This is a genomic window from Halomonas sp. MCCC 1A11062 (assembly GCF_021404355.1).
In the GTDB taxonomy this organism is placed as follows: Bacteria; Pseudomonadota; Gammaproteobacteria; order Pseudomonadales; family Halomonadaceae; genus Halomonas; species Halomonas aerodenitrificans.
In genome coordinates this window covers 51,608-68,809 of the sequence record NZ_JABFTW010000015.1, presented here as the reverse complement: position 1 = coordinate 68,809, position 17,202 = coordinate 51,608, and the positions used below count along the sequence as shown (strand labels likewise).

The window sequence follows — 17,202 nt, the reverse complement described above, 5'->3', positions numbered from 1 at the left end:
AAAAGAAAGCCCCGGCCACGTCCTGTGGCCGGGGCATGGCTAAGCCAGGCGTGCCCCGCAGCGCGGACAGACCTCGCGAGGGCTTTCGCTTGCAGCGGTGGCAGCGCCGGCAGTCGCTACGACGTCACTCTTGCCGGAGGCGATGCGTTCCGGGTTGGTCGGTACCAGCTTGCCGCGCTCCCAGCGCAGGCCGATGTCCTTGAGTATGCGTGGGTCGCAGTCGCGCAGCAGGGCATCGCGGCGACGGTTGGCGTAGTGGGCGCCCACGGCGCGCAGCAGACGACGGGTAGTGCGAAGTAGTGCCATGATCTCGGTCTCCTTGAGTGGAGGCCGGGAACTTGTGCGCGGTAGACGGGAAAAGTGCTATCCAGGCTTGGCCGCGACAAGTGCCGCGGCCAGCGTCCTTCAGGTGTCGTCGTTTCGACGGCCGGCCCACGGCAGCAGCAAACGGGTACGCATCGCGTTAATGCCTACGCGATGTTGCCGATTTGCCTTGTTGCCTGGAAGTAGCCAGCGCATGAGGAACGCTTCTCGATGGGTAATGAACGATGGATGGTGCCGCATCGACGATGCGACCTTTTTCTTATAGCCAATTGCTCAACAAGCGTCAACGGATACAGGGAGGGTTTTTCTAGGGAAGCGCTGAACAAATCGACGAGCGAGATGAAGCACAAGGCGCACGGAGCACAGTACCGAGCGAAGCGACAAACAGCCGTAGGCTGGCCCCGAAGGGGCGAGAAGCCCCAGGCTTCGAGTCAACCGGAGCATATGGGGTATATGTGAGGATTCCGAGCACCGCGCAACGCAGTGATTCGCTCGCGCAGGCATTTGTGCAGTGTTTCCCTAGCGATAGCCTTCCGCCTGCAGCCGGAAAAGCCTGGCATAACGGCCGTTCTGCGCCATCAGGCTTTCATGGTTGCCGCGCTCGATGACCTTGCCGTCGTCGATGACGAGGATCTGATCGGCGGCGCGCACGGTGGAGAAGCGGTGTGAGATGAGGATGGTCATCTTGTCGCGGCGGTGCTCGCGGAAGTCGGCGTAGACGGCCGCTTCGGCGGCGGCGTCCATGGCCGCGGTGGGTTCGTCGAGCACCAGGATGTCGGCGCTCTCGCGCATGTAGGCCCGCGCCAGGGCGATCTTCTGCCACTGGCCGCCGGAGAGTTCCTGGCCACCCTTGAACCAGCGGCCGAGCTGGGTGTGATAGCCGCCGGGCATGTGGCGGATGAACTCGTCGGCCAGGCCGCGCTCGGCCGCCTCCTGCCAACGCGCTTCGTCACCGAAGGCCTCGACGTCGCCGGCGCCGAGGTTCTCGCCCACCTTGAGCTGGTAACGCACGAAATCCTGGAAGATCACGCCGATGCGCCGGCGCAGGGTCGCCACGTCCCATTCGCGCAGGTCGCTGCCGTCGAGCAGGATGCGGCCTTCGCTGGGTTCGTAGAGTCGTGTCAGCAGCTTGATCAGCGTGGTCTTTCCCGAACCGTTGGCGCCCACCAGCGCCAGGCTTTGCCCGGGCGCGAGATGCAGCGTGATGTCTTGCAGCGCCGGCCGCTCGGCGCCAGGGTAGGAGAAGCCTACCCGCTCGAAGCGAATGCCGTCGCCGGGGCGGTCGCCCTGGGTGAGGCGGCCGGGTTCGGGCGTCACCGGCTGTTCCAGGTACTCATAGAGATTCGACAGGTAGAGGTTGTCCTCGTACATGCCGCTGATCGAGGTGAGGCTGGCCGAGAGCGCCGCCTGGCCCTGCTTGAACACCATCAGGTACATGGTCATCTCGCCCAGGGTCAGCGTGCCGGAGATCGTTTCCGCCACCACCCAGGCATAGGCGCCGTAGAAGGCCAGCGTGCCGAGCAGGCCGAGCAGAAAACCCCAGCTCTCGCGGCGAATGGTCAGGCGACGATCCTCGCCGTAGAGGGTGTCGAAGATCTTGCGATAGCGCTCCAGCAGCAGCGGCTCCAGGCCGAACAGCTTGACCTCCTTGATGCTGTCCTCCCGGGCCAACACGGTTTCCAGGTACATCTGCATGCGGGTCTGGGGTGAGCGCCAGCGGAACAGGCGGAAGGCGTCGCCGGAGAACTTGGCCTCGGAGACGAACACCGGCAGGGCACCGAGCACCAGTATCAGGATGGCCCAGGGCGAGAACTGCACCAGCAGCACGCCGAAGCTGACCAGCGAGATGGCGTTCTGCAGCAGCGAGAAGGTCTTGTTGACCAGCCCCAGCGGGCGGATCGAAGCCTCACGGCGCGCCCGGGTGAGCTTGTCGTAGAACTCGGAGTCCTCGAACTGGGCAAGCGACAGGGTGCCTGCCTTCTCCAGGATCATGACGTTGACCTTCTGGCCCAGCAGCGCCCGCAGCAGTGACTGCTGGGCCGACAGGCCGCGCTGGGCCAGGGCGATGGCGGCGATCACGCCGGCTTCCGCCAGCACGTAGCGCAGTACCGGCCAGGCGCTCTCGAAGGTGAGGGTGGCGCCGGTCTCGCGGTGATAGGCCATGGCCTCGACCACGGCATCGACGATCAACTGGCCGATCCAGGCCGCCACTGCCGGCAGCACGCCGGCAACCAGGGTGCAGACTGCCAGCCCCAGAGTGAGAGGGCGGGAGGTTTGCCATACCAGGGCCAGTGCGCGGCGGCTGTAGCGGAACACGCCGAAGAAGGCGGTCAGGCGATTGCCACTGGCTGGCGGAGGGGCTGGAATGGCGCGGCGCATGGGTTAGCTGAAGACGGCCTGGGAGAGGTGTTCAATGAACGACGCCCTGCGCTTGGGCAGGGCGTCGTTTGGCGTGCATCGTCGACGATACCGGGTCAATCGTCGTCGCGCTCGGCGCTGGTGCTGGCCTGTGCCACTGCCGGACCGGTCTGGCCGGAGCGCAGCGTGGCGAGCAGCGGCTCTGCCTGGCGCTGGAAGGCCATCAGACGTTCGCCTTCCAGGCTCTTGCTTTCAGGCAGATCGACCTTCATGGCATCGACGGCGTTGTTGTTGACGATCACCTCGTAGTGCAGGTGAGGGCCAGTGCTGCGGCCGGTATTACCCGACAGTGCGATGCGCTCTCCCATGGTGACACGGTCGCCGCGGCTCACGATGGCGCGAGAAAGGTGGAGGTAGCGCGTGCGGTAACCGTTGTCGTGACGGACCACCAGATAGCGACCTGCCACCGGGTGGTTGCCCACCTTTTCCACGCGGCCGTCGGCCGGGGCGATGATCGGCGTGCCGATGGGCATGGCCCAGTCGGTGCCGCGGTGCGGGCTGACCCGGCCGGTGACCGGATGGGTACGGCGCGGATTGAACCCTGAGCTCATGCGATAGCTGCCCTCGAAGGGGTAGCGGGCGAAAGCGGGGTCAAGGCTCTGGCCATCCGGGGTGTAGAAGTTGTTGTCGTCGCTGTTGCGCACCAGGGTCAGGTCCATGCGCGCCCCGGTGTACTGAATCGCCAGTACGCGGGAGTCGAAGCTGCTGCCATCGATGATGTCGGATTCGACCAGCACCTTGAATTCATCGCCGCGGCGGGTGTCGCGGCGGAAGTCGAGCTTCTTCTCCAGCAGCCGTGTGACCTGTGCCACTTCGGTACTGGAGAGACCGGTGGACTGAGCGGAACGGGCAAAGCTGCCGCTCACGCTGCCGGCGAACAGACGCTGCGTGGCCTCGCCGGCACGTTCGATGGTGGCGACGTCGAAACCGTCTTCGTCGCGCTCGAGCAGGAAACCTTCACGGGCATTGCGCATCACGCGCAATGCCAGCAGTTGGTCGTGCTCGTCGAGCTGATATTCGAAGGTGTTGCCGACCCGCCAATGGGTCAGCAGGCGCTTGTCCGGGAGGCTGTCGAGCAGGCGCATGGCCTCGCTGTAGCCCATGCCCAGTTCATTCTGTGCCAGCACGGCGAAGGTATCGCCCTGCTCTACGGTATAGGTGCGCCATTCCGGCACGAAGGGCTCGGCAGCAGCAACCTCATGATCGAAGAGGATCGGGCCGTCCACGAACAGCGCCAGCTCTTCGTCAGGATAATCTTCGTAGGAGGTGGCATCGTCGAAGGAGGTGGCATCCGCCGCGGCCAGTGCTTCGTCATCGGTATGGATGTCGTCGAGCATGCCGTTGGCCAGGGTGCCGATCACCATCGCCATGTGCAGCGCCCCGGGGTCGAGCTCCGTTGTCAGTTCGATACCGCCGTCATCGGGCATGGTGGCGGTATCGAGCTCGGCAGCGGCTCTGACGGGGGTGGGCGGTGTCGCCTGTTCTGCCTGAGCCATAGCGACCCCGGAGAGGTCGATGATCTCGGTCGGCTTGAGCTGGGAGAGCGGAATGTAGTCTCGGGTGGCATCGATGGCCTGAGTGGCGATCTCGATGGCATCGGCGACGGAATAGCGGTCACTGTTGAGTGCGGGGAGGCCTGGATGAGCCTCGGGCGACAGGGGGAACAGCACGGTTTCGGGAACCTGACCCTGACGCTGGGTATTCTCTACGACGGTAACGATCTTTTGTGCGCCCAGCACAGTCACCATGGTGGCAACGGGTAGCAGCAGCAACTTATGCGTGCGGGGCAGCGAATGAAGGATTCGCAACATTGGTATCGGCCATAAAAAAAGATGACAAGAATATAAAAAGGCATGGGAACCTTAACCCATGATATATGGCCTGCCTAGACTGTACGTGCATACAGCAAGGTGCGCCCCGGCGCCTCACTGTCGAGACCCCGGGCCGTCAAGTGTTGTCGAACACTGTTCAACAATGTTCATTGAACGTGAAGAAAAGAGGGAAGACAACCCCTTTTCGGTAACTTTTACTGAACCGCCTGTTTAGTCAGTGAAGGTGCCGTTGCGGTAGTCGCGCAGGGCCTGCTCGATCTCGTGCATGCTGTTCATCACGAACGGACCGTAATGAGCGATCGGTTCGCGGTGAGGTGTGCCCGCCAGCAGCAGGCACTGGGCGCCAGGCTGGCTGGAAAGGGCCACCGAATCGCCGGGGCTCAGCCTGGCCAGCTGACCGGCGGCCACATTCTCCCCCTCGATCTGCAGAGTGCCTTCGAAGACGTAGACGGCCAGTGTCTCGCTCGGCGCCGTGAGTGTGAGCTTCCCATCGGCCTCGAAGCGGGCATGGGCCACGCCGCCACTGCCCGCCAGGGCGTCCAGAGGTCCCGACACGCTCTCGCCTTGCTGTGTCGACCAATTGCCACCGAGAGCAATCAGCTCTGCCTTCTCTTTCTTAAGGCGCGGCATCTCGTCGCTGCGCACGTCGCGATAGCGCGCCGCACTCATCTTTTCCCGGGCGGGCAGGTTCAACCACATCTGGAAGCCATGCAGCCCCTGGCTGTCGGTGAGCGGCATTTCCGAGTGCACGATGCCGCGCCCGGTGTGCATCCACTGGGCGTCGCCGGCCTGGATGGTGCTGCTGTGCCCCAGGTGGTCCTCGTGGGTGATGCCGCCATGCACAATGTAGGTCAGCGTCTGGATGCCGCGGTGCGGATGCGGCGGGAAGCCGCCGATGTAGTCGTCAGGACGGTCGGAGCCGAGCTCGTCGAGCATCAGGAAGGGGTCGAGCTCGCCGTCGAAGCAGTGGATACGCTGGATATGAACGCCGTCGCCATCCTGGCTGGGGTGGCTGTGAAACAGGCGCTCGATGCGCCGGATGCTGGGGCTGGTGGCCATGACTTGCAGTCTCCAATGATGGATATGACTGGTATTTTAGGCCGTTTTTTTCGAAGATTAATCGCAACGTTTCGCACTTTTCATTCGAGGAAGTCGAATATGTCTCGCGTTACCCTGGCCCAGTGGCAGATGCTTGCGGCAGTCGTCGATCACGGCGGCTTCGCTCGCGCCGCCGAGGTGGTCCACAAAAGTCCCTCCACGCTCAATCATGCCGTACACAAGCTGGAGCAGCAGCTTGGCGTCAAAGTGCTGGAACCCGTTGGGCGGCAGGTACGGCTGACCGATGCGGGGGAGCTGCTGCTGCGCCGGGCGCGTCAACTGATCGAGAGTGCCGAGGCGCTGGAGGACGTAGCCGGCCGGCTCTCCGAAGGCCTCGAGGCGGAAGTGGTGCTGTCAATCGACCAGATATTTCCCAACGCCGCGCTGGCGGTGGCGTTGAGTCGCTTTTCCGCCGCTTACCCCTATGTGCGCGTGCAGCTCCACGAAACGGTGCTCAACGGCGGCATAGAGATGCTCTACGACGGCCGCGCCGATATCGCCATATCGGGTCTGGCGGCTCAGGGGTTTCTTGGCGAGCCGCTGGTCACCGTGCGTTTCGTTGCGGTGGCGCATCACGAGCATGAACTGCATGGGCTCGAGCGGCAGCTCGATCTGCGCGATCTGCAGCGGCATCGCCAACTGGTGGTGCGCGACTCGGCGCTGCGCCAGTCGATGGATGCCGGTTGGCTCAAGGCCGAGCAGCGCTGGACGGTGAGCCATCTCGAAACCTCCATCGACATGGTACGGCGTGGCCTGGGCTTTGCCTGGCTGCCCGAGACCCGCATCCACACTGACTTGGAGAGCGGCGTGCTGCGACCGCTGCCGCTTGCGGCCGGTGGGGTCCGCGAGGTGCCCATGCAGATGATCTTCCGCGACCGGGACCGGGCCGGCCCCGCCACCCGTGCCATGGCGCGTGCGCTCAAGGAAGCCGTGGCGAGTGAATGTACGGGTCGAGTGTGACCGTTCGGAATTTTCATTGCATGAAACGGAAAAACTGCGCTTGAGCGAGAGGCCGAACGGTTTACTCTGACTAGCAAATTCTGTTTGCCGGAGAACGTTATGGGCCTGCTGATCGACGGAAAGTGGCACGACCAGTGGTACGACACCAAGAAGCACGGCGGCGAGTTCGTACGCGAATCCGCCAAGCTGCGCGACTGGGTCACGCGTGACGGCAGCGCCGGCCCCGAGGGCCATCGCGCCGTGCCGGCCGAGGCGGGGCGCTTCCATCTCTATGTCTCGCTGGCCTGTCCTTGGGCGCATCGCACCCTGATCATGCGCAAGCTCAAGGGGCTGGACGACCTGATCGGAGTGTCCTGGGTCAGCCCGCTGATGCTCGACCAGGGCTGGACCTACCACGAGGACGAAGGCGCCAGCGGAGATCCGGTCAACGGCGTCGAATACCACCGCGAACTCTACACGCTGACCGACTCTCGCTACACCGGCCGGGTCACGGTGCCGGTGCTGTGGGACAAGCACGAGAAGCGCATCGTCAACAACGAGTCGGCCGAGCTGGTACGGATCTTCAACGATGCCTTCGATGACCTGACCGGCAACCGTCTCGACTTCTACCCCCTCGACCTGCGCGAGACCATCGATGCGATCAACGATGACGTCTACGACCACATCAACAACGGGGTCTACAAGTCGGGCTTCGCCACTGAGCAGGCGGTCTACGAGAAGCACGTCACGGCCCTGTTCGAGGCGCTGGATCGGGTCGAGAGACGGCTGACCGAGCACCGTTACCTGGCCGGGGAGTGGCTCACAGAGGCCGACATCCGCCTGTTCACCACCCTGGTGCGTTTCGATGCGGTTTACTATGGCCACTTCAAGTGCAACTTCCGCCGCATCGAGGACTACCCCAGCCTCTCGAACTACCTGCGTGAGCTGTACCAGTGGCCGGGCGTGGCCGAGACGGTAAGCCTGGACCACATCAAGCGCCACTACTATTACAGCCACGACACCATCAATCCGACCCGCATCGTGCCCAAGGGGCCGCTGCTCGACTTCGACCGGCCCCACGATCGGGAGCGGTTGCCGGGGCAGGGCATTCGCGAGAAGGGTTAACGGTTCTTGGCCAGCCAGCGATCCAGAGCATTGGCGAACTCGCGCCGGTCGGTGTCCGAATAGCCTTTCGGCCCGCCGGTGTGTTCGCCGCTGGAGCGCATCGTCTCCATGAAATCGCGCAGCTGTACCTTGGCGCGAATGTTATTTTTATCGAGCATCTCGCCGCGAGTGGTCATCACCGCGGCGCCCTTGTCGATGGCCTCCATGGCCAGCGGCAGGTCGGAGCTGATCAGCAGGTCCCCGGCGGCGAGGCGCGCCACGATCTCGTTATCGGCGGCGTCGAAGCCATGGCTCACCGACAGCGATTTGACCCACTTCGAGGGCGGCAGCGGGATCGAGTGGTTGGCGACGAACCAGGTGGGCGTGGTAGTGCGCTCGGCGGCGCGAACGATGATCTCGCGCGCGACCTTGGGACAGGCATCGGCATCGACCCAGAGCGTGGGCATTCGGCAGGGCTCCTCGTGAAGACGAGGGCAAGATAATAGCATGCCCCCGTCTCCTGCCGATCAGTCGATCAGACCGTGTTCGTCATAGAAAGGGAAGGGTCCGGGATAATCGCCAATGACGGCTTGGTGAGTCACCAAGCCGTGGGTAAGGCTCCATTGATGCAACAAATAGCCCGGTGGCTCGAGGTGGAAGCCTGAGGGGCCGTGCGGATCGAGATCCAGGCTGACCTGATGCGATACACCGGGACAGCTCATTGCCAGGGTGCCGGCGAAGCGTGTCTGGATCGCGCGATGCAGGTGGCCACAGAGTACCCGCTCCACCTGAGGGTGAGACGCAATGATCTCGGCCAGAGCCGCCGGCTCGTGCAGGGGCTGACGGTCCATATGGGCGATACCGCTGGCAAAAGGGTGGTGGTGCAGCATCACGAGGGTGGGGCGGTTGGGCCGCTGCTTCAAGGTCTCGTCGAGCCAGCGTAGGCGTTCGGCGCAGAGTTCGCCATGGGACTGCCCGGGTACGCTGGAATCCAGACCGATCAGCCGCACCGGGTGATCCTCTACGACCCATTGCAGGAAACGAGGGTGCTGAAAAAGGTATTCGTGCCCGGCGAAGGCGTCGCGCATGGCGGTGCGATCGTCGTGGTTACCGGGCACCAGGTAGTAGGGCACCTGGAGCCTCTCCAGCAACGCTTTGCAGGCGGCGTACTCCTCGGGGTGGCCGAAGTCGGTCAGGTCGCCGCTGATCAATACCAGCTTCGGTGCGGGAGTCAGTGAGTTGAGGGCCTCGACGGCCCGGTGCAATGCCCCAGCCGTATCCACCTGGCGGTAAGAGAGGCGCCCATCGGTCTTGATGTGTGGGTCGCTGATCTGGGCAATCAGAAAAGGTTCGCTTGAGCTTGGGTCATGCATGATTTGTCTCCAGGTCCTTGGCTGGATACGCATGAGACTCTGGGTGAAACAGAGTTTCTGGCGGTAGCCGGAGACCAATGGGTTCATCCGCACGCCACTGGCGGCGCGAAGCGGTCTCGACCTGTAAGCATGTGCTGTCGCCAAGGTCTATCAACAGACGCTGGCTCTGGCCAAGAAAGATGCTCTGACGCACTTTTCCGCGTAAGTCTGCACTGTCAGCCGTCACTATCTGAACGTCTTCCGGCCGGCAATAGACCGCTGCAACTCCGGCGAGGTGCGGTGCGTGCAGTTCGCCACCACTCACGCGCAAGCGGCGGTCAGCCGACGTGGCGTGAACCTCAAGGCGGTTGACGGCGCCGATGAAGTCGGCCACGAAGGTGCTGGTAGGGCGGTGATAGATTTCCCTCGGTGTTGCGAGTTGGGCGATGCGCCCCGCCTGCATCACGGCGATACGGTCGCCTAGCGCCATGGCCTCGGCCTGATCGTGGGTAACGTATACGGCCGTGATACCAAGCTCGCGTAGCAGTTGGCCGATTTCCAGGCGCAACCGGTCGCGTAGCTTCGCGTCCAGTGCTGCCAACGGTTCGTCAAACAGCAAGACCTTTGGCCGCACGGCGATGGCTCGGGCCAGCGCCACACGCTGCTTCTGGCCGCCGGAGAGTTCGTGAATGCGCCGTGTGTCGAAGCCCTGGAGATCGACCATGGCCATCACTTCTTCCAGCCGCCGGCGGATCGCGTCTCGAGGCAAGCCTTTGATCCGCAGGCCGTAGGCAATGTTGTCGGCAACGCTCATGTTGGGAAAGAGCGCATAATTTTGAAACACCATTCCCACGTCGCGCTGCTCGATGGGCAGAGCGGTGACATCACGCTCGCCGAAGCGAACACGGCCGCCGGCGTCCGGACTCTCCAGGCCGCTGATGATGCGCAGGGTGGTGGTCTTGCCACAGCCGGATGGGCCGAGCAGGACCAGGGTTTCTCCGGCGGCGACGGTGAGATCCAGTGGGTGCAGCGCAACCTGGCCGCCGGGGAAGGTGCGTCCGCACCTTTCAAGAGTAATGGAGGTGGAAGTCATGGCGTTCTCGAACGATTGACGAAACGCCCTGCCCATTGAATCACGACAAGTAGAGGCAGGGTCATGGCGAGAAAGATCAGCGTGTAGGCAGAGCCGATTTCCAGCCGCATCGAGGCGTAGCTGTCGGCCAGGCCTACCGGCAAGGTCTTGTTGAGCGGAGTGTGCAGCATCCAGGTGATGTTGAATTCGCCGATGGAGAGAGTTACCACCATCAGTGCGCCGGCGAGTATGCCGCCTATGCAGTTAGGCACCACCACGCCGAGGAAGCGCTGTCTGAAGCCGGCGCCGAGACTGGCGGCGGCCTCCTCCAGTTCGGCCAGCCGGGCGCCACGCATGACCGCCAGTACCGGGCGGATCATGAATGGCAGGGTGAAGAGAACATGGCCAATGAGAATGAACAGCCAGCTCTCACGGAATCCGCGCATATGGCCGTAGGACAGCAGCAGGGCCAGCGCTGTGGCCAGTCCGGGTATTGCCACTGGCAGTAGTAGCGCCTCTTCGATGGCGTTCGCCCAGCGGCGCTTGCTGCGCAGCAGGCCGTAGGCGGCAGGCACACCGAGCAGCACGGTGAGAAACAAGCAGGCCAGGGCGAGCCGAATGGAGAGCCATATGGTATCTGCATAAAGCGCCCACACCTCTATTACCCAGCGTAGCGTCAGGCCGCTCTGCAGGCCGATGAAGTAATTGGCGGTAAGGCCGGCCATGACCGACATGATGACCGGTACGATCATGAACAGGCACACCACCAGGGTGAAGCTCAGTTGCAAGTAGAAACGTAAGCGATTCATGCCGGTGCTCCCAGGCTGGCACCGGCCAGCTTGCGGGCAAGGCTAAGTGCCAGCCAGGTGATCACGCCGAGCACCACCGAAAGTGCCGCAGCCATGGCGAAGTTGGCGTAGTTGGTGAACTCGCCGTAGATGGTCAGCGGCATGATGCTCATGCGTGTGCCCAAGGTGAAAGCAGTGCCAAAGGCTCCCATGCTGGTGGCGAAGCAGATCGCCGCAGTGGAGAGCAGGGCCGGAGCGATGCCGGGTACTATCACGTCTCGAGTGACCCGCCAAGGGCTGGCGCCCAGTGAGCGTGCGGCCTCCTCCAAGCTACGGTCCAGGGTTTCACAGGCGGCCATGACGGTCGTGATGACGCGAGGGATGGAGAAGTAGAGATAGCCGACGAATAACCCTGTGAGGGAGTAGGCGAACATCCATCGCTCGTCGAACAGCCACATGCTGAATTGCGCCAAGGCGCCCTGACGACCGCCCAGCATGATGACGAGAAAACCCACCACCACACCGGGAAAGGCCAATGGGAAGGTGAGAATAGCGACTAATACCGCCTTGCCGGGAAAGTGGTGGCGGGCAAGGAAGAAACCCGCCACACCCGCAATCAGTACTGCCAGGGCCGAAACGGTCAGCGAGATGCCTAGAGTGGTACCCAGGCTGATGAGGTACTGGCGCTGGGTGAGGATGGCGAAGTAAGCGCTCATGCCGCTGGCCCGGTCAAGTTCCGTGCCCATTGCCACCAAGCGAGTGAAGGGCAGTAGCCAGAAGGCGCCGAACACTGCCATTGCCGGGGCCAGGGTGAAAAGCGCCAGCTTTTGCTGGCGCCGGTTTACCTGCTGGAGCATCAGCGCACCTCGGCCTGATAACGCTCGGAGAAGCTTCGCTGCGCAGCGGCCATGGCGTCGTAATCCACGGTCTTGGCACGGGCATAGTCGCTGTCGGGAAGGAAGACTTCGCGAGCCTCTTCGGAGATGGCGCTTTCGCGCACCGGGCGTAGATAGGCGTTCGCCCACACTGCCTGCCCCTGATCGGAGAGCACGAAGTCCAGTACCGCACGGCCGTTGTCGGGGTTGGGGCCGTTCTTCACCAGACTCATCACGTAGGGCACTACCACGCTGCCTTCCTCGGGAATCACGAACTCCACGTTAGCGCCGTCGCTGTGGCGTGCTCGGTAGGCGTTGAAATCGTAGTCGAGCAGGATGGGAATCTCACCGGAGAGCACCCGTGCGTAACTGGTCTGCTGCGGCACGATGGGCTGGTTGGCGGCGAGTTCGTTGAAATAGTCGATGGCCGGAGAGAAGTCATCCATGTCGCCGCCCAAGGCCAGGTTGATTGCCACTGCGCCGACATAGCCAACGAAGGCACTGGCAGGATCGAGGTAGCCGACCATGCCGCGATACTCTGGCTTGAGCAGGTCGGACCAGGAGGTAGGAACTGGAGCGCCATCCAGGGCGTCGACGTTGACCATCAGCCCCATGGTGCCGGAGTGGATGGTGAACCAATGGCCTTCGGGATCCTTGAGCCCCTCGGGGATCTCGTCCCAGTGCGCAGGTTGGTAGGGCTCGATGACGTTCTCATCCGCAGCCTGGATGCCAAAGCTGACACCGTAGTAGACGACATCCGCCACGGGATTGCTGCGCTCGGCGACGAGTTGAGCCAGTGACTGGCCGGAGTTCTTGTTGTCCTGCGGCACGTTGATGCCGGTTTCCTGTTGGATTAGACGCAGTTGGGAACCCCAGTCGGCCCACTCCGGGGGACAGTTGTAGCAGATCGCATTGCCGCTGGCCTGTGCGGCGGATGCAACCCCGCTGATACCTAGCAAGGCGGCAGCCAGCAGAGTCTGACGAAGACGCGGGAAGGGCATGGTGTGTTCCTCTATGGGGCGGATGGTTCCGGGGCTTGGTAGGGTGCCGGAGGTGATCCGGCGCTTTCGCCCTCACGCAAGACGTGGGGCAGGGGGCGAGGCTGTGGATCCTCTCCCCGTATCAGGGCAAGCAATGTTTCTACCGCCACGCGACCGAACTCGGCGCGGGGCTGTACTACCGTGGAAAGCGAAGGGTAGAGATGACGACCAAGCTCGATACCGTCGAAGCCCATCACCGACAGGTCTCCCGGCACTGAGCGTCCGCTGCGTCGTAACTCGCCGATCAGACTGATGGCGAGCAAGTCGTTGGTGCAGAGTACGGCCGTCAGCCCGTCTGCCCCACCCAAGGCGGGTTCCAGTTGGGAGAGGGCGACCTGGGTGTGGCGGGGCATTTCAATCAGTGCAAGGGGAGTGAGGCCTGCGGCCTGCATGGCCTCGCGGTAGCCCTCATGGCGCAGGCGGGCGCGATCCGACTGCAGTAACGGGCCACCAATCATGCCGATGCGCCGATGACCCTGAGCGATGAGGTAGTGGGTCGCATCGGCCATGGCGGCGTGATTATCCACTCCCACAGAAGGAAAACACGGGGCGACGGGGGGGTTGTGCACCAGCAGGCAAGGCGTGTTCTCCCGGCGTAGCTTGTCGAGTATCGTGCTGCGCTCTGCCTCTGCCACGGTTAGGGCCAGCCCGTCGACCCGCTGACGCAGCATCTCCTCGACGATGGCTTCCTCGCGACCAGGGTTGTAACCGCTCGTGGTGACAAGCAAGGAATAGCCAGCGGCCCGGGCCGCCTGCTCCATTGCCTGCAACTGCTCGGCGAACACAGGGTTGTCGAGACTGGGAACCATCACACCTAGCATCAGGGTGGCTCGGGTGCGAAGCTGTTGTGCCACCTTGTTGGGGCGAAACCCAAGATCGCGGGCCGCTTTCATCACCCGCCGGTGGGTTTCGGGGCGCAGGCTTTCCGGTGAGGAAAACGCTCGGGCTGCCGTGGCCCGGGAGACTCCCGCCAGTCTTGCCACGCTGAGTAGGTTTGCCACTCACCACCTCGACTTGTTCGTGAACGCAATGAGATCGATCTCATTGCGTCACTCTAGGTGTGCTCAATGACGGAATGATGATGTTCGGGTGGCAGTTCGGTGGCAGCCATAGCGACGGTGATAATGCTGGCAAGGCGGCATGCAGCGTGATAGCATGCGCGCTCCTCGCATGTGTTGACCCCGCCATCATGACGATTCGCTCCGAGCGCCGCGCGTTCGAGAGGCAATCACCGAGACCGACAGCGATCCGCTGCAACGTCCGAGATGTGAAGATGGAGCGCTACAGGATGCCGCCAACCGGGCGACATCGGCGCAAAAAGGTCGCCACAGCGGTTCCCGCCGATGGCGCGAACCGGATGCCAGGTGCGACCGGCATCCCACGATAACGTGATCCGCTCTGTCCAGGCCCTATCGGCCAGTGAAGACAGAGCCACCGACCTGCCAAGAGCGGTGTCGGGGATGCCTCAATGTGATTTGCCGGCGAGTGCCGGCCTACCAAGGTGTGATTGATGACCTCGACTTCTGTCGCCTCGCCGAGCTTCGGCGATCTTGCTCTGCTGCCTGCCGTTCTCGCCGCTGTCGAAACACTGGGTTACGAAACTCCTTCACCGATTCAAACACAGACCATTCCTGCGCTGCTGGAAGGTCGTGACATGCTGGGCCAGGCGCAGACCGGCACCGGCAAGACCGCTGCCTTCGCGCTGCCCCTGCTGTCGCGGCTTGAGCTGACTCGCCGCGAGCCCCAGGTGCTGGTGCTGGCACCGACCCGTGAGCTGGCCCAGCAGGTGGCCGTCTCCTTCACCAAGTACGGCCAGAACCTGCAGGGTCTGGAAGTGGCCACCCTGTGCGGTGGCCAGGAATATCGTGAACAGCTGGGTGCTCTGAAGCGCGGCGCCCAGGTAGTCGTGGGTACCCCGGGCCGGGTGATCGATCACCTCGACCGCGGAAGCCTCAAGCTCGACGGCCTCTCCGCCCTGGTGCTGGACGAAGCCGACGAGATGCTGCGCATGGGCTTCATCGACGACGTCAAGCGCGTGGTCGCCGATACCCCCAAGGACGCTCAGCGCGTGTTCTTCTCCGCCACCCTGCCGGCCGAGATCGAGCGCATCGTCAATCGCTACCTAGTCGATCCGGTCAAGGTTGCCATCGAGTCGCGTACCACGACGGGTGAGAACATCGAACAGCGCCTGGTGCGGGTCGACGGCGGGGCCAAGCTGGAAGCGCTGGCACGTATCCTCGAGGTCGAGCCGGTGGATGCCGCCATCGTCTTCGTACGCACCCGTGCCGCCTGTACCACGCTGATGGAGCAGCTCTCCGCCCGTGGCGTGAACGTGGCCAGCCTCTCCGGCGACCTCGATCAGAGCCTGCGTGAGCGCACCATCCAGCGCCTCAAGCGCGGCAAGGTCGACGTGCTGATCGCCACCGACGTGGCCGCTCGTGGCCTCGATGTGCCGCGTATCACCCACGTCTTCAACTACGACCTGCCCCAGGACAGCGAAGCCTATACCCACCGTATCGGCCGTACCGGCCGGGCGGGACGTACCGGCATCTCGATCACCTTCGTGGGCTTCCGTGAAGGCCGCAAGGTGGGCTGGATCGAGCAGGCTACCGGCCAGCGCATGACCGAGATGGCGCTGCCCGACGAAGCGGCCATTCGCGCCCATCGTGACGAGGTGTTCCATCAGCGCATCATCGGTTCCCTGACCGCCGGAGCCGACGAGCAGCGTGCGCTGGTCGAGCGTCTGGTGGCGGAAGGTCATGACCCGGTCGAGCTGGCCTGTGCCTTTGCCGCCCTGGCCCGCGCCGACGAGGCGCCCATCGGCCGCCTGCAGGCGCCGCGCAAGGAGCGTGTCGAGCGTGGCGGCGAGCGTGCCCCGCGTGACGGCAAGGCCCCGCGTCGCGACCGTGCTCCGAGCGAAGGCATGACCCGCTATCGTGTGGCTGTCGGCCACAAGGATGGCGTCAAGCCGGGCCAGCTGGTCGGCGCGTTGGCCAACGAGGGTGGTATCGAAGGTTCGCGGATCGGCCGTATCGACATCCGTAACGCCTTCTCGGTGGTGGAGCTGCCCAGCTCGCTGCCGCCCAGCATCCTGGCCAAGATGGCTCGCGCCCGCGTCGCCGGCCGTGCGCTGGAGATCAGCGAAGACAGCGGTGCCCCCGAGCGTGCCCCGCGCCGCCGCCGTGAAGACGGCGATGCGCCGGTGCGTCGTCGCACCAGCGCTTGATCGCACCCTCGGCCGCTACGGTGGCTGAGGCGAACGACACCCAGGCCGGGTACCGGCCTGGGTTTTTTTATGCTCAAGGGAAGCGATCATGGCCATGGTGCGCGCGGCTTGGGCCGGTTTCTCAGAGCGATTTCACTGCGATGGCGGGGCTGCTTGACTCGAAGCGCAGAGGATTGCGTAGTGGCCTGCCAAATTCGGGAAGGCTGATCTCGAAGCGGTCGCCGTCTTGGGTCTGGATGCCATCGGCGAAGCTCAGGGTCGCTGTGCCGAAGAAGTGCACGTGCACGTCGCCGGGGCGTCGAAAGTTTGGGTACTTGAAGTGGTGATGCTCCAGGTTGGCCAGGCTGTGGGCCATATTGGCCTCGCCGGTGAGGAAGGGCTTCTGCCACACGGTCTCGCTGCCGCGTATGATGCGGCTGGTGCCTTCCAGGTGCGCTGGTAGCTCGCCGATCAACAGCTCGGGGCCGAAACTGCAGGCGCGCAGCTTGGAGTGGGCCAGCCACAGGTAGTTGAAGCGCTCGGTGATGTGATCGGAGAACTCGTTGCCGATGGCGTAGCCCACCCGCCAGGGCTGGCCGTCGTCGCCGATCACGTAGAGCCCGGCCAGCTCAGGTTCCTCGCCGGCATCCTCGGCGAAGTGTGGCACGGCAATCGCTGCCTCGGGGGCGACGACACAGCTACCGTCGCCCTTGTAGAACCACTCCGGCTGGGCGCCGGTCTCGCCGGGGGCGGGCTTGCCGCCCTCTACGCCGAGCTTGAACATGCGCATCGAGTCGGTCAGTTCCGCTTCACTCACCTGTGTTTTCGCATGCATGGCCGCGCGGGTATCGGCGCTGCCCAGGTGAGTGAGGCCGGTGCCGGTGACCAGGCAGTGGGCCGGGTCGGGATGGGTCAGCGGCGGCAGCAGGTGTTTTTCCTCGATCAGCTTCGAATAGTCGAGGCGGGTTTCGGTGAGTGCTGCCTCAGCGGTTTCCACCAATGACCGGCCTGCGGTGATGGCGCGGCGGGTCAGGGTGTAGGTATCGGCATCGAGCAGACGAACCTCCCGGTCGCTTTCGACCTGGGCGGCATGGACCCGGCCCTGGTGCTCGCATTGAATCAAACGCATGGTGAAGCTCTCCTGGGGATGTCGCC

15 protein-coding genes are annotated in these 17,202 nt (G+C 63.7%); 3 read left to right on the top strand and 12 right to left on the bottom strand.

What is annotated here, in order from left to right; genetic code table 11:
* Positions 1-39 precede the first annotated feature (39 nt).
* The 4 genes from HOP58_RS15785 to HOP58_RS15770 all read right to left on the bottom strand — a co-directional run bounded on the left by HOP58_RS15785 (position 40) and on the right by HOP58_RS15770 (position 5,633).
* Positions 40-306: a hypothetical protein gene (locus HOP58_RS15785; protein WP_191223384.1), complete on the bottom strand. Its 267-nt coding sequence runs from the start codon at positions 304-306 to the stop codon at positions 40-42.
* Between the two features lie 537 nt (positions 307-843).
* Positions 844-2,703 carry an ABC transporter ATP-binding protein gene (locus tag HOP58_RS15780; RefSeq protein WP_234260838.1) on the bottom strand — a complete coding sequence of 620 codons (1,860 nt, stop codon included), beginning with the start codon at positions 2,701-2,703 and terminating at the stop codon, positions 844-846.
* A gap of 95 nt (positions 2,704-2,798) precedes the next feature.
* The gene (locus HOP58_RS15775) at positions 2,799-4,553 is read right to left on the bottom strand and encodes a peptidoglycan DD-metalloendopeptidase family protein (protein WP_234260837.1); all 1,755 of its coding nucleotides are present in this window, start codon (positions 4,551-4,553) and stop codon (positions 2,799-2,801) included.
* A gap of 231 nt (positions 4,554-4,784) precedes the next feature.
* Complete coding sequence (locus tag HOP58_RS15770) at positions 4,785-5,633, bottom strand: pirin family protein (RefSeq protein ID WP_234260836.1); 849 nt, start codon at positions 5,631-5,633, stop codon at positions 4,785-4,787.
* A gap of 99 nt (positions 5,634-5,732) precedes the next feature.
* Between HOP58_RS15770 and HOP58_RS15765 the strand changes: the two genes are divergently transcribed.
* Positions 5,733-6,632, top strand: a complete 900-nt coding sequence (locus HOP58_RS15765) for a LysR family transcriptional regulator (protein WP_234252925.1) — start codon at positions 5,733-5,735, stop codon at positions 6,630-6,632.
* Positions 6,633-6,731: 99 nt separating this feature from the next.
* On the top strand, positions 6,732-7,736 hold the full coding sequence (locus HOP58_RS15760) for a glutathione S-transferase family protein (protein ID WP_010629436.1): 1,005 nt from the start codon (positions 6,732-6,734) through the stop codon (positions 7,734-7,736).
* On the opposite strand, the gene HOP58_RS15755 is transcribed toward HOP58_RS15760, so the two are convergent.
* Genes HOP58_RS15755 through HOP58_RS15725 form a run of 7 tightly spaced genes read right to left on the bottom strand, consistent with a single transcriptional unit; the run spans position 7,733 to position 13,843 of the window.
* Entirely contained in the window at positions 7,733-8,182 is a 450-nt protein-coding gene (locus HOP58_RS15755; RefSeq protein ID WP_234252926.1) for a YaiI/YqxD family protein, read from the bottom strand. The genes HOP58_RS15760 and HOP58_RS15755 overlap by 4 nt on opposite strands.
* A gap of 60 nt (positions 8,183-8,242) precedes the next feature.
* Entirely contained in the window at positions 8,243-9,088 is an 846-nt protein-coding gene (locus tag HOP58_RS15750) for a phosphodiesterase (protein WP_010629434.1), read from the bottom strand.
* The gene (locus HOP58_RS15745; protein WP_010629433.1) at positions 9,081-10,160 is read right to left on the bottom strand and encodes an ABC transporter ATP-binding protein; all 1,080 of its coding nucleotides are present in this window, start codon (positions 10,158-10,160) and stop codon (positions 9,081-9,083) included. The genes HOP58_RS15750 and HOP58_RS15745 overlap by 8 nt, the downstream gene beginning before the upstream one ends.
* On the bottom strand, positions 10,157-10,948 hold the full coding sequence (locus HOP58_RS15740; protein ID WP_010629432.1) for an ABC transporter permease subunit: 792 nt from the start codon (positions 10,946-10,948) through the stop codon (positions 10,157-10,159). Before HOP58_RS15740 ends, HOP58_RS15745 begins: the two co-directional genes overlap by 4 nt.
* Entirely contained in the window at positions 10,945-11,784 is an 840-nt protein-coding gene (locus HOP58_RS15735) for an ABC transporter permease (protein ID WP_010629431.1), read from the bottom strand. Before HOP58_RS15735 ends, HOP58_RS15740 begins: the two co-directional genes overlap by 4 nt.
* Complete coding sequence (locus HOP58_RS15730) at positions 11,784-12,803, bottom strand: ABC transporter substrate-binding protein (RefSeq protein ID WP_234260835.1); 1,020 nt, start codon at positions 12,801-12,803, stop codon at positions 11,784-11,786. Before HOP58_RS15730 ends, HOP58_RS15735 begins: the two co-directional genes overlap by 1 nt.
* 11 nt (positions 12,804-12,814) lie before the next feature.
* Positions 12,815-13,843 (bottom strand): substrate-binding domain-containing protein, encoded by a 1,029-nt coding sequence (locus HOP58_RS15725; RefSeq protein ID WP_234260834.1) that lies wholly within the window; start codon positions 13,841-13,843, stop codon positions 12,815-12,817.
* A gap of 509 nt (positions 13,844-14,352) precedes the next feature.
* Between HOP58_RS15725 and HOP58_RS15720 the strand changes: the two genes are divergently transcribed.
* Complete coding sequence (locus HOP58_RS15720) at positions 14,353-16,068, top strand: DEAD/DEAH box helicase (protein WP_010629428.1); 1,716 nt, start codon at positions 14,353-14,355, stop codon at positions 16,066-16,068.
* Between the two features lie 121 nt (positions 16,069-16,189).
* Here the strand turns inward: HOP58_RS15720 and araD1 are convergent, their stop codons facing one another.
* The gene (gene araD1, locus HOP58_RS15715; RefSeq protein ID WP_234260833.1) at positions 16,190-17,176 is read right to left on the bottom strand and encodes an AraD1 family protein; all 987 of its coding nucleotides are present in this window, start codon (positions 17,174-17,176) and stop codon (positions 16,190-16,192) included.
* Between the last annotated feature and the right edge of the window lie 26 nt (positions 17,177-17,202).

Excerpts from the sequence above, each read along its gene's own strand:
- HOP58_RS15785 (WP_191223384.1), bottom strand. The coding sequence starts at position 306 with ATGGCACTACTTCGCACTACCCGTCGTCTGCTGCGCGCCGTGGGCGCC.
- HOP58_RS15780 (WP_234260838.1), bottom strand. The coding sequence starts at position 2,703 with ATGCGCCGCGCCATTCCAGCCCCTCCGCCAGCCAGTGGCAATCGCCTG.
- HOP58_RS15775 (WP_234260837.1), bottom strand. The coding sequence starts at position 4,553 with ATGTTGCGAATCCTTCATTCGCTGCCCCGCACGCATAAGTTGCTGCTG.
- HOP58_RS15770 (WP_234260836.1), bottom strand. The coding sequence starts at position 5,633 with ATGGCCACCAGCCCCAGCATCCGGCGCATCGAGCGCCTGTTTCACAGC.
- HOP58_RS15765 (WP_234252925.1), top strand. The coding sequence starts at position 5,733 with ATGTCTCGCGTTACCCTGGCCCAGTGGCAGATGCTTGCGGCAGTCGTC.
- HOP58_RS15760 (WP_010629436.1), top strand. The coding sequence starts at position 6,732 with ATGGGCCTGCTGATCGACGGAAAGTGGCACGACCAGTGGTACGACACC.
- HOP58_RS15755 (WP_234252926.1), bottom strand. The coding sequence starts at position 8,182 with ATGCCCACGCTCTGGGTCGATGCCGATGCCTGTCCCAAGGTCGCGCGC.
- HOP58_RS15750 (WP_010629434.1), bottom strand. The coding sequence starts at position 9,088 with ATGCATGACCCAAGCTCAAGCGAACCTTTTCTGATTGCCCAGATCAGC.
- HOP58_RS15745 (WP_010629433.1), bottom strand. The coding sequence starts at position 10,160 with ATGACTTCCACCTCCATTACTCTTGAAAGGTGCGGACGCACCTTCCCC.
- HOP58_RS15740 (WP_010629432.1), bottom strand. The coding sequence starts at position 10,948 with ATGAATCGCTTACGTTTCTACTTGCAACTGAGCTTCACCCTGGTGGTG.
- HOP58_RS15735 (WP_010629431.1), bottom strand. The coding sequence starts at position 11,784 with ATGCTCCAGCAGGTAAACCGGCGCCAGCAAAAGCTGGCGCTTTTCACC.
- HOP58_RS15730 (WP_234260835.1), bottom strand. The coding sequence starts at position 12,803 with ATGCCCTTCCCGCGTCTTCGTCAGACTCTGCTGGCTGCCGCCTTGCTA.
- HOP58_RS15720 (WP_010629428.1), top strand. The coding sequence starts at position 14,353 with ATGACCTCGACTTCTGTCGCCTCGCCGAGCTTCGGCGATCTTGCTCTG.
- araD1 (WP_234260833.1), bottom strand. The coding sequence starts at position 17,176 with ATGCGTTTGATTCAATGCGAGCACCAGGGCCGGGTCCATGCCGCCCAG.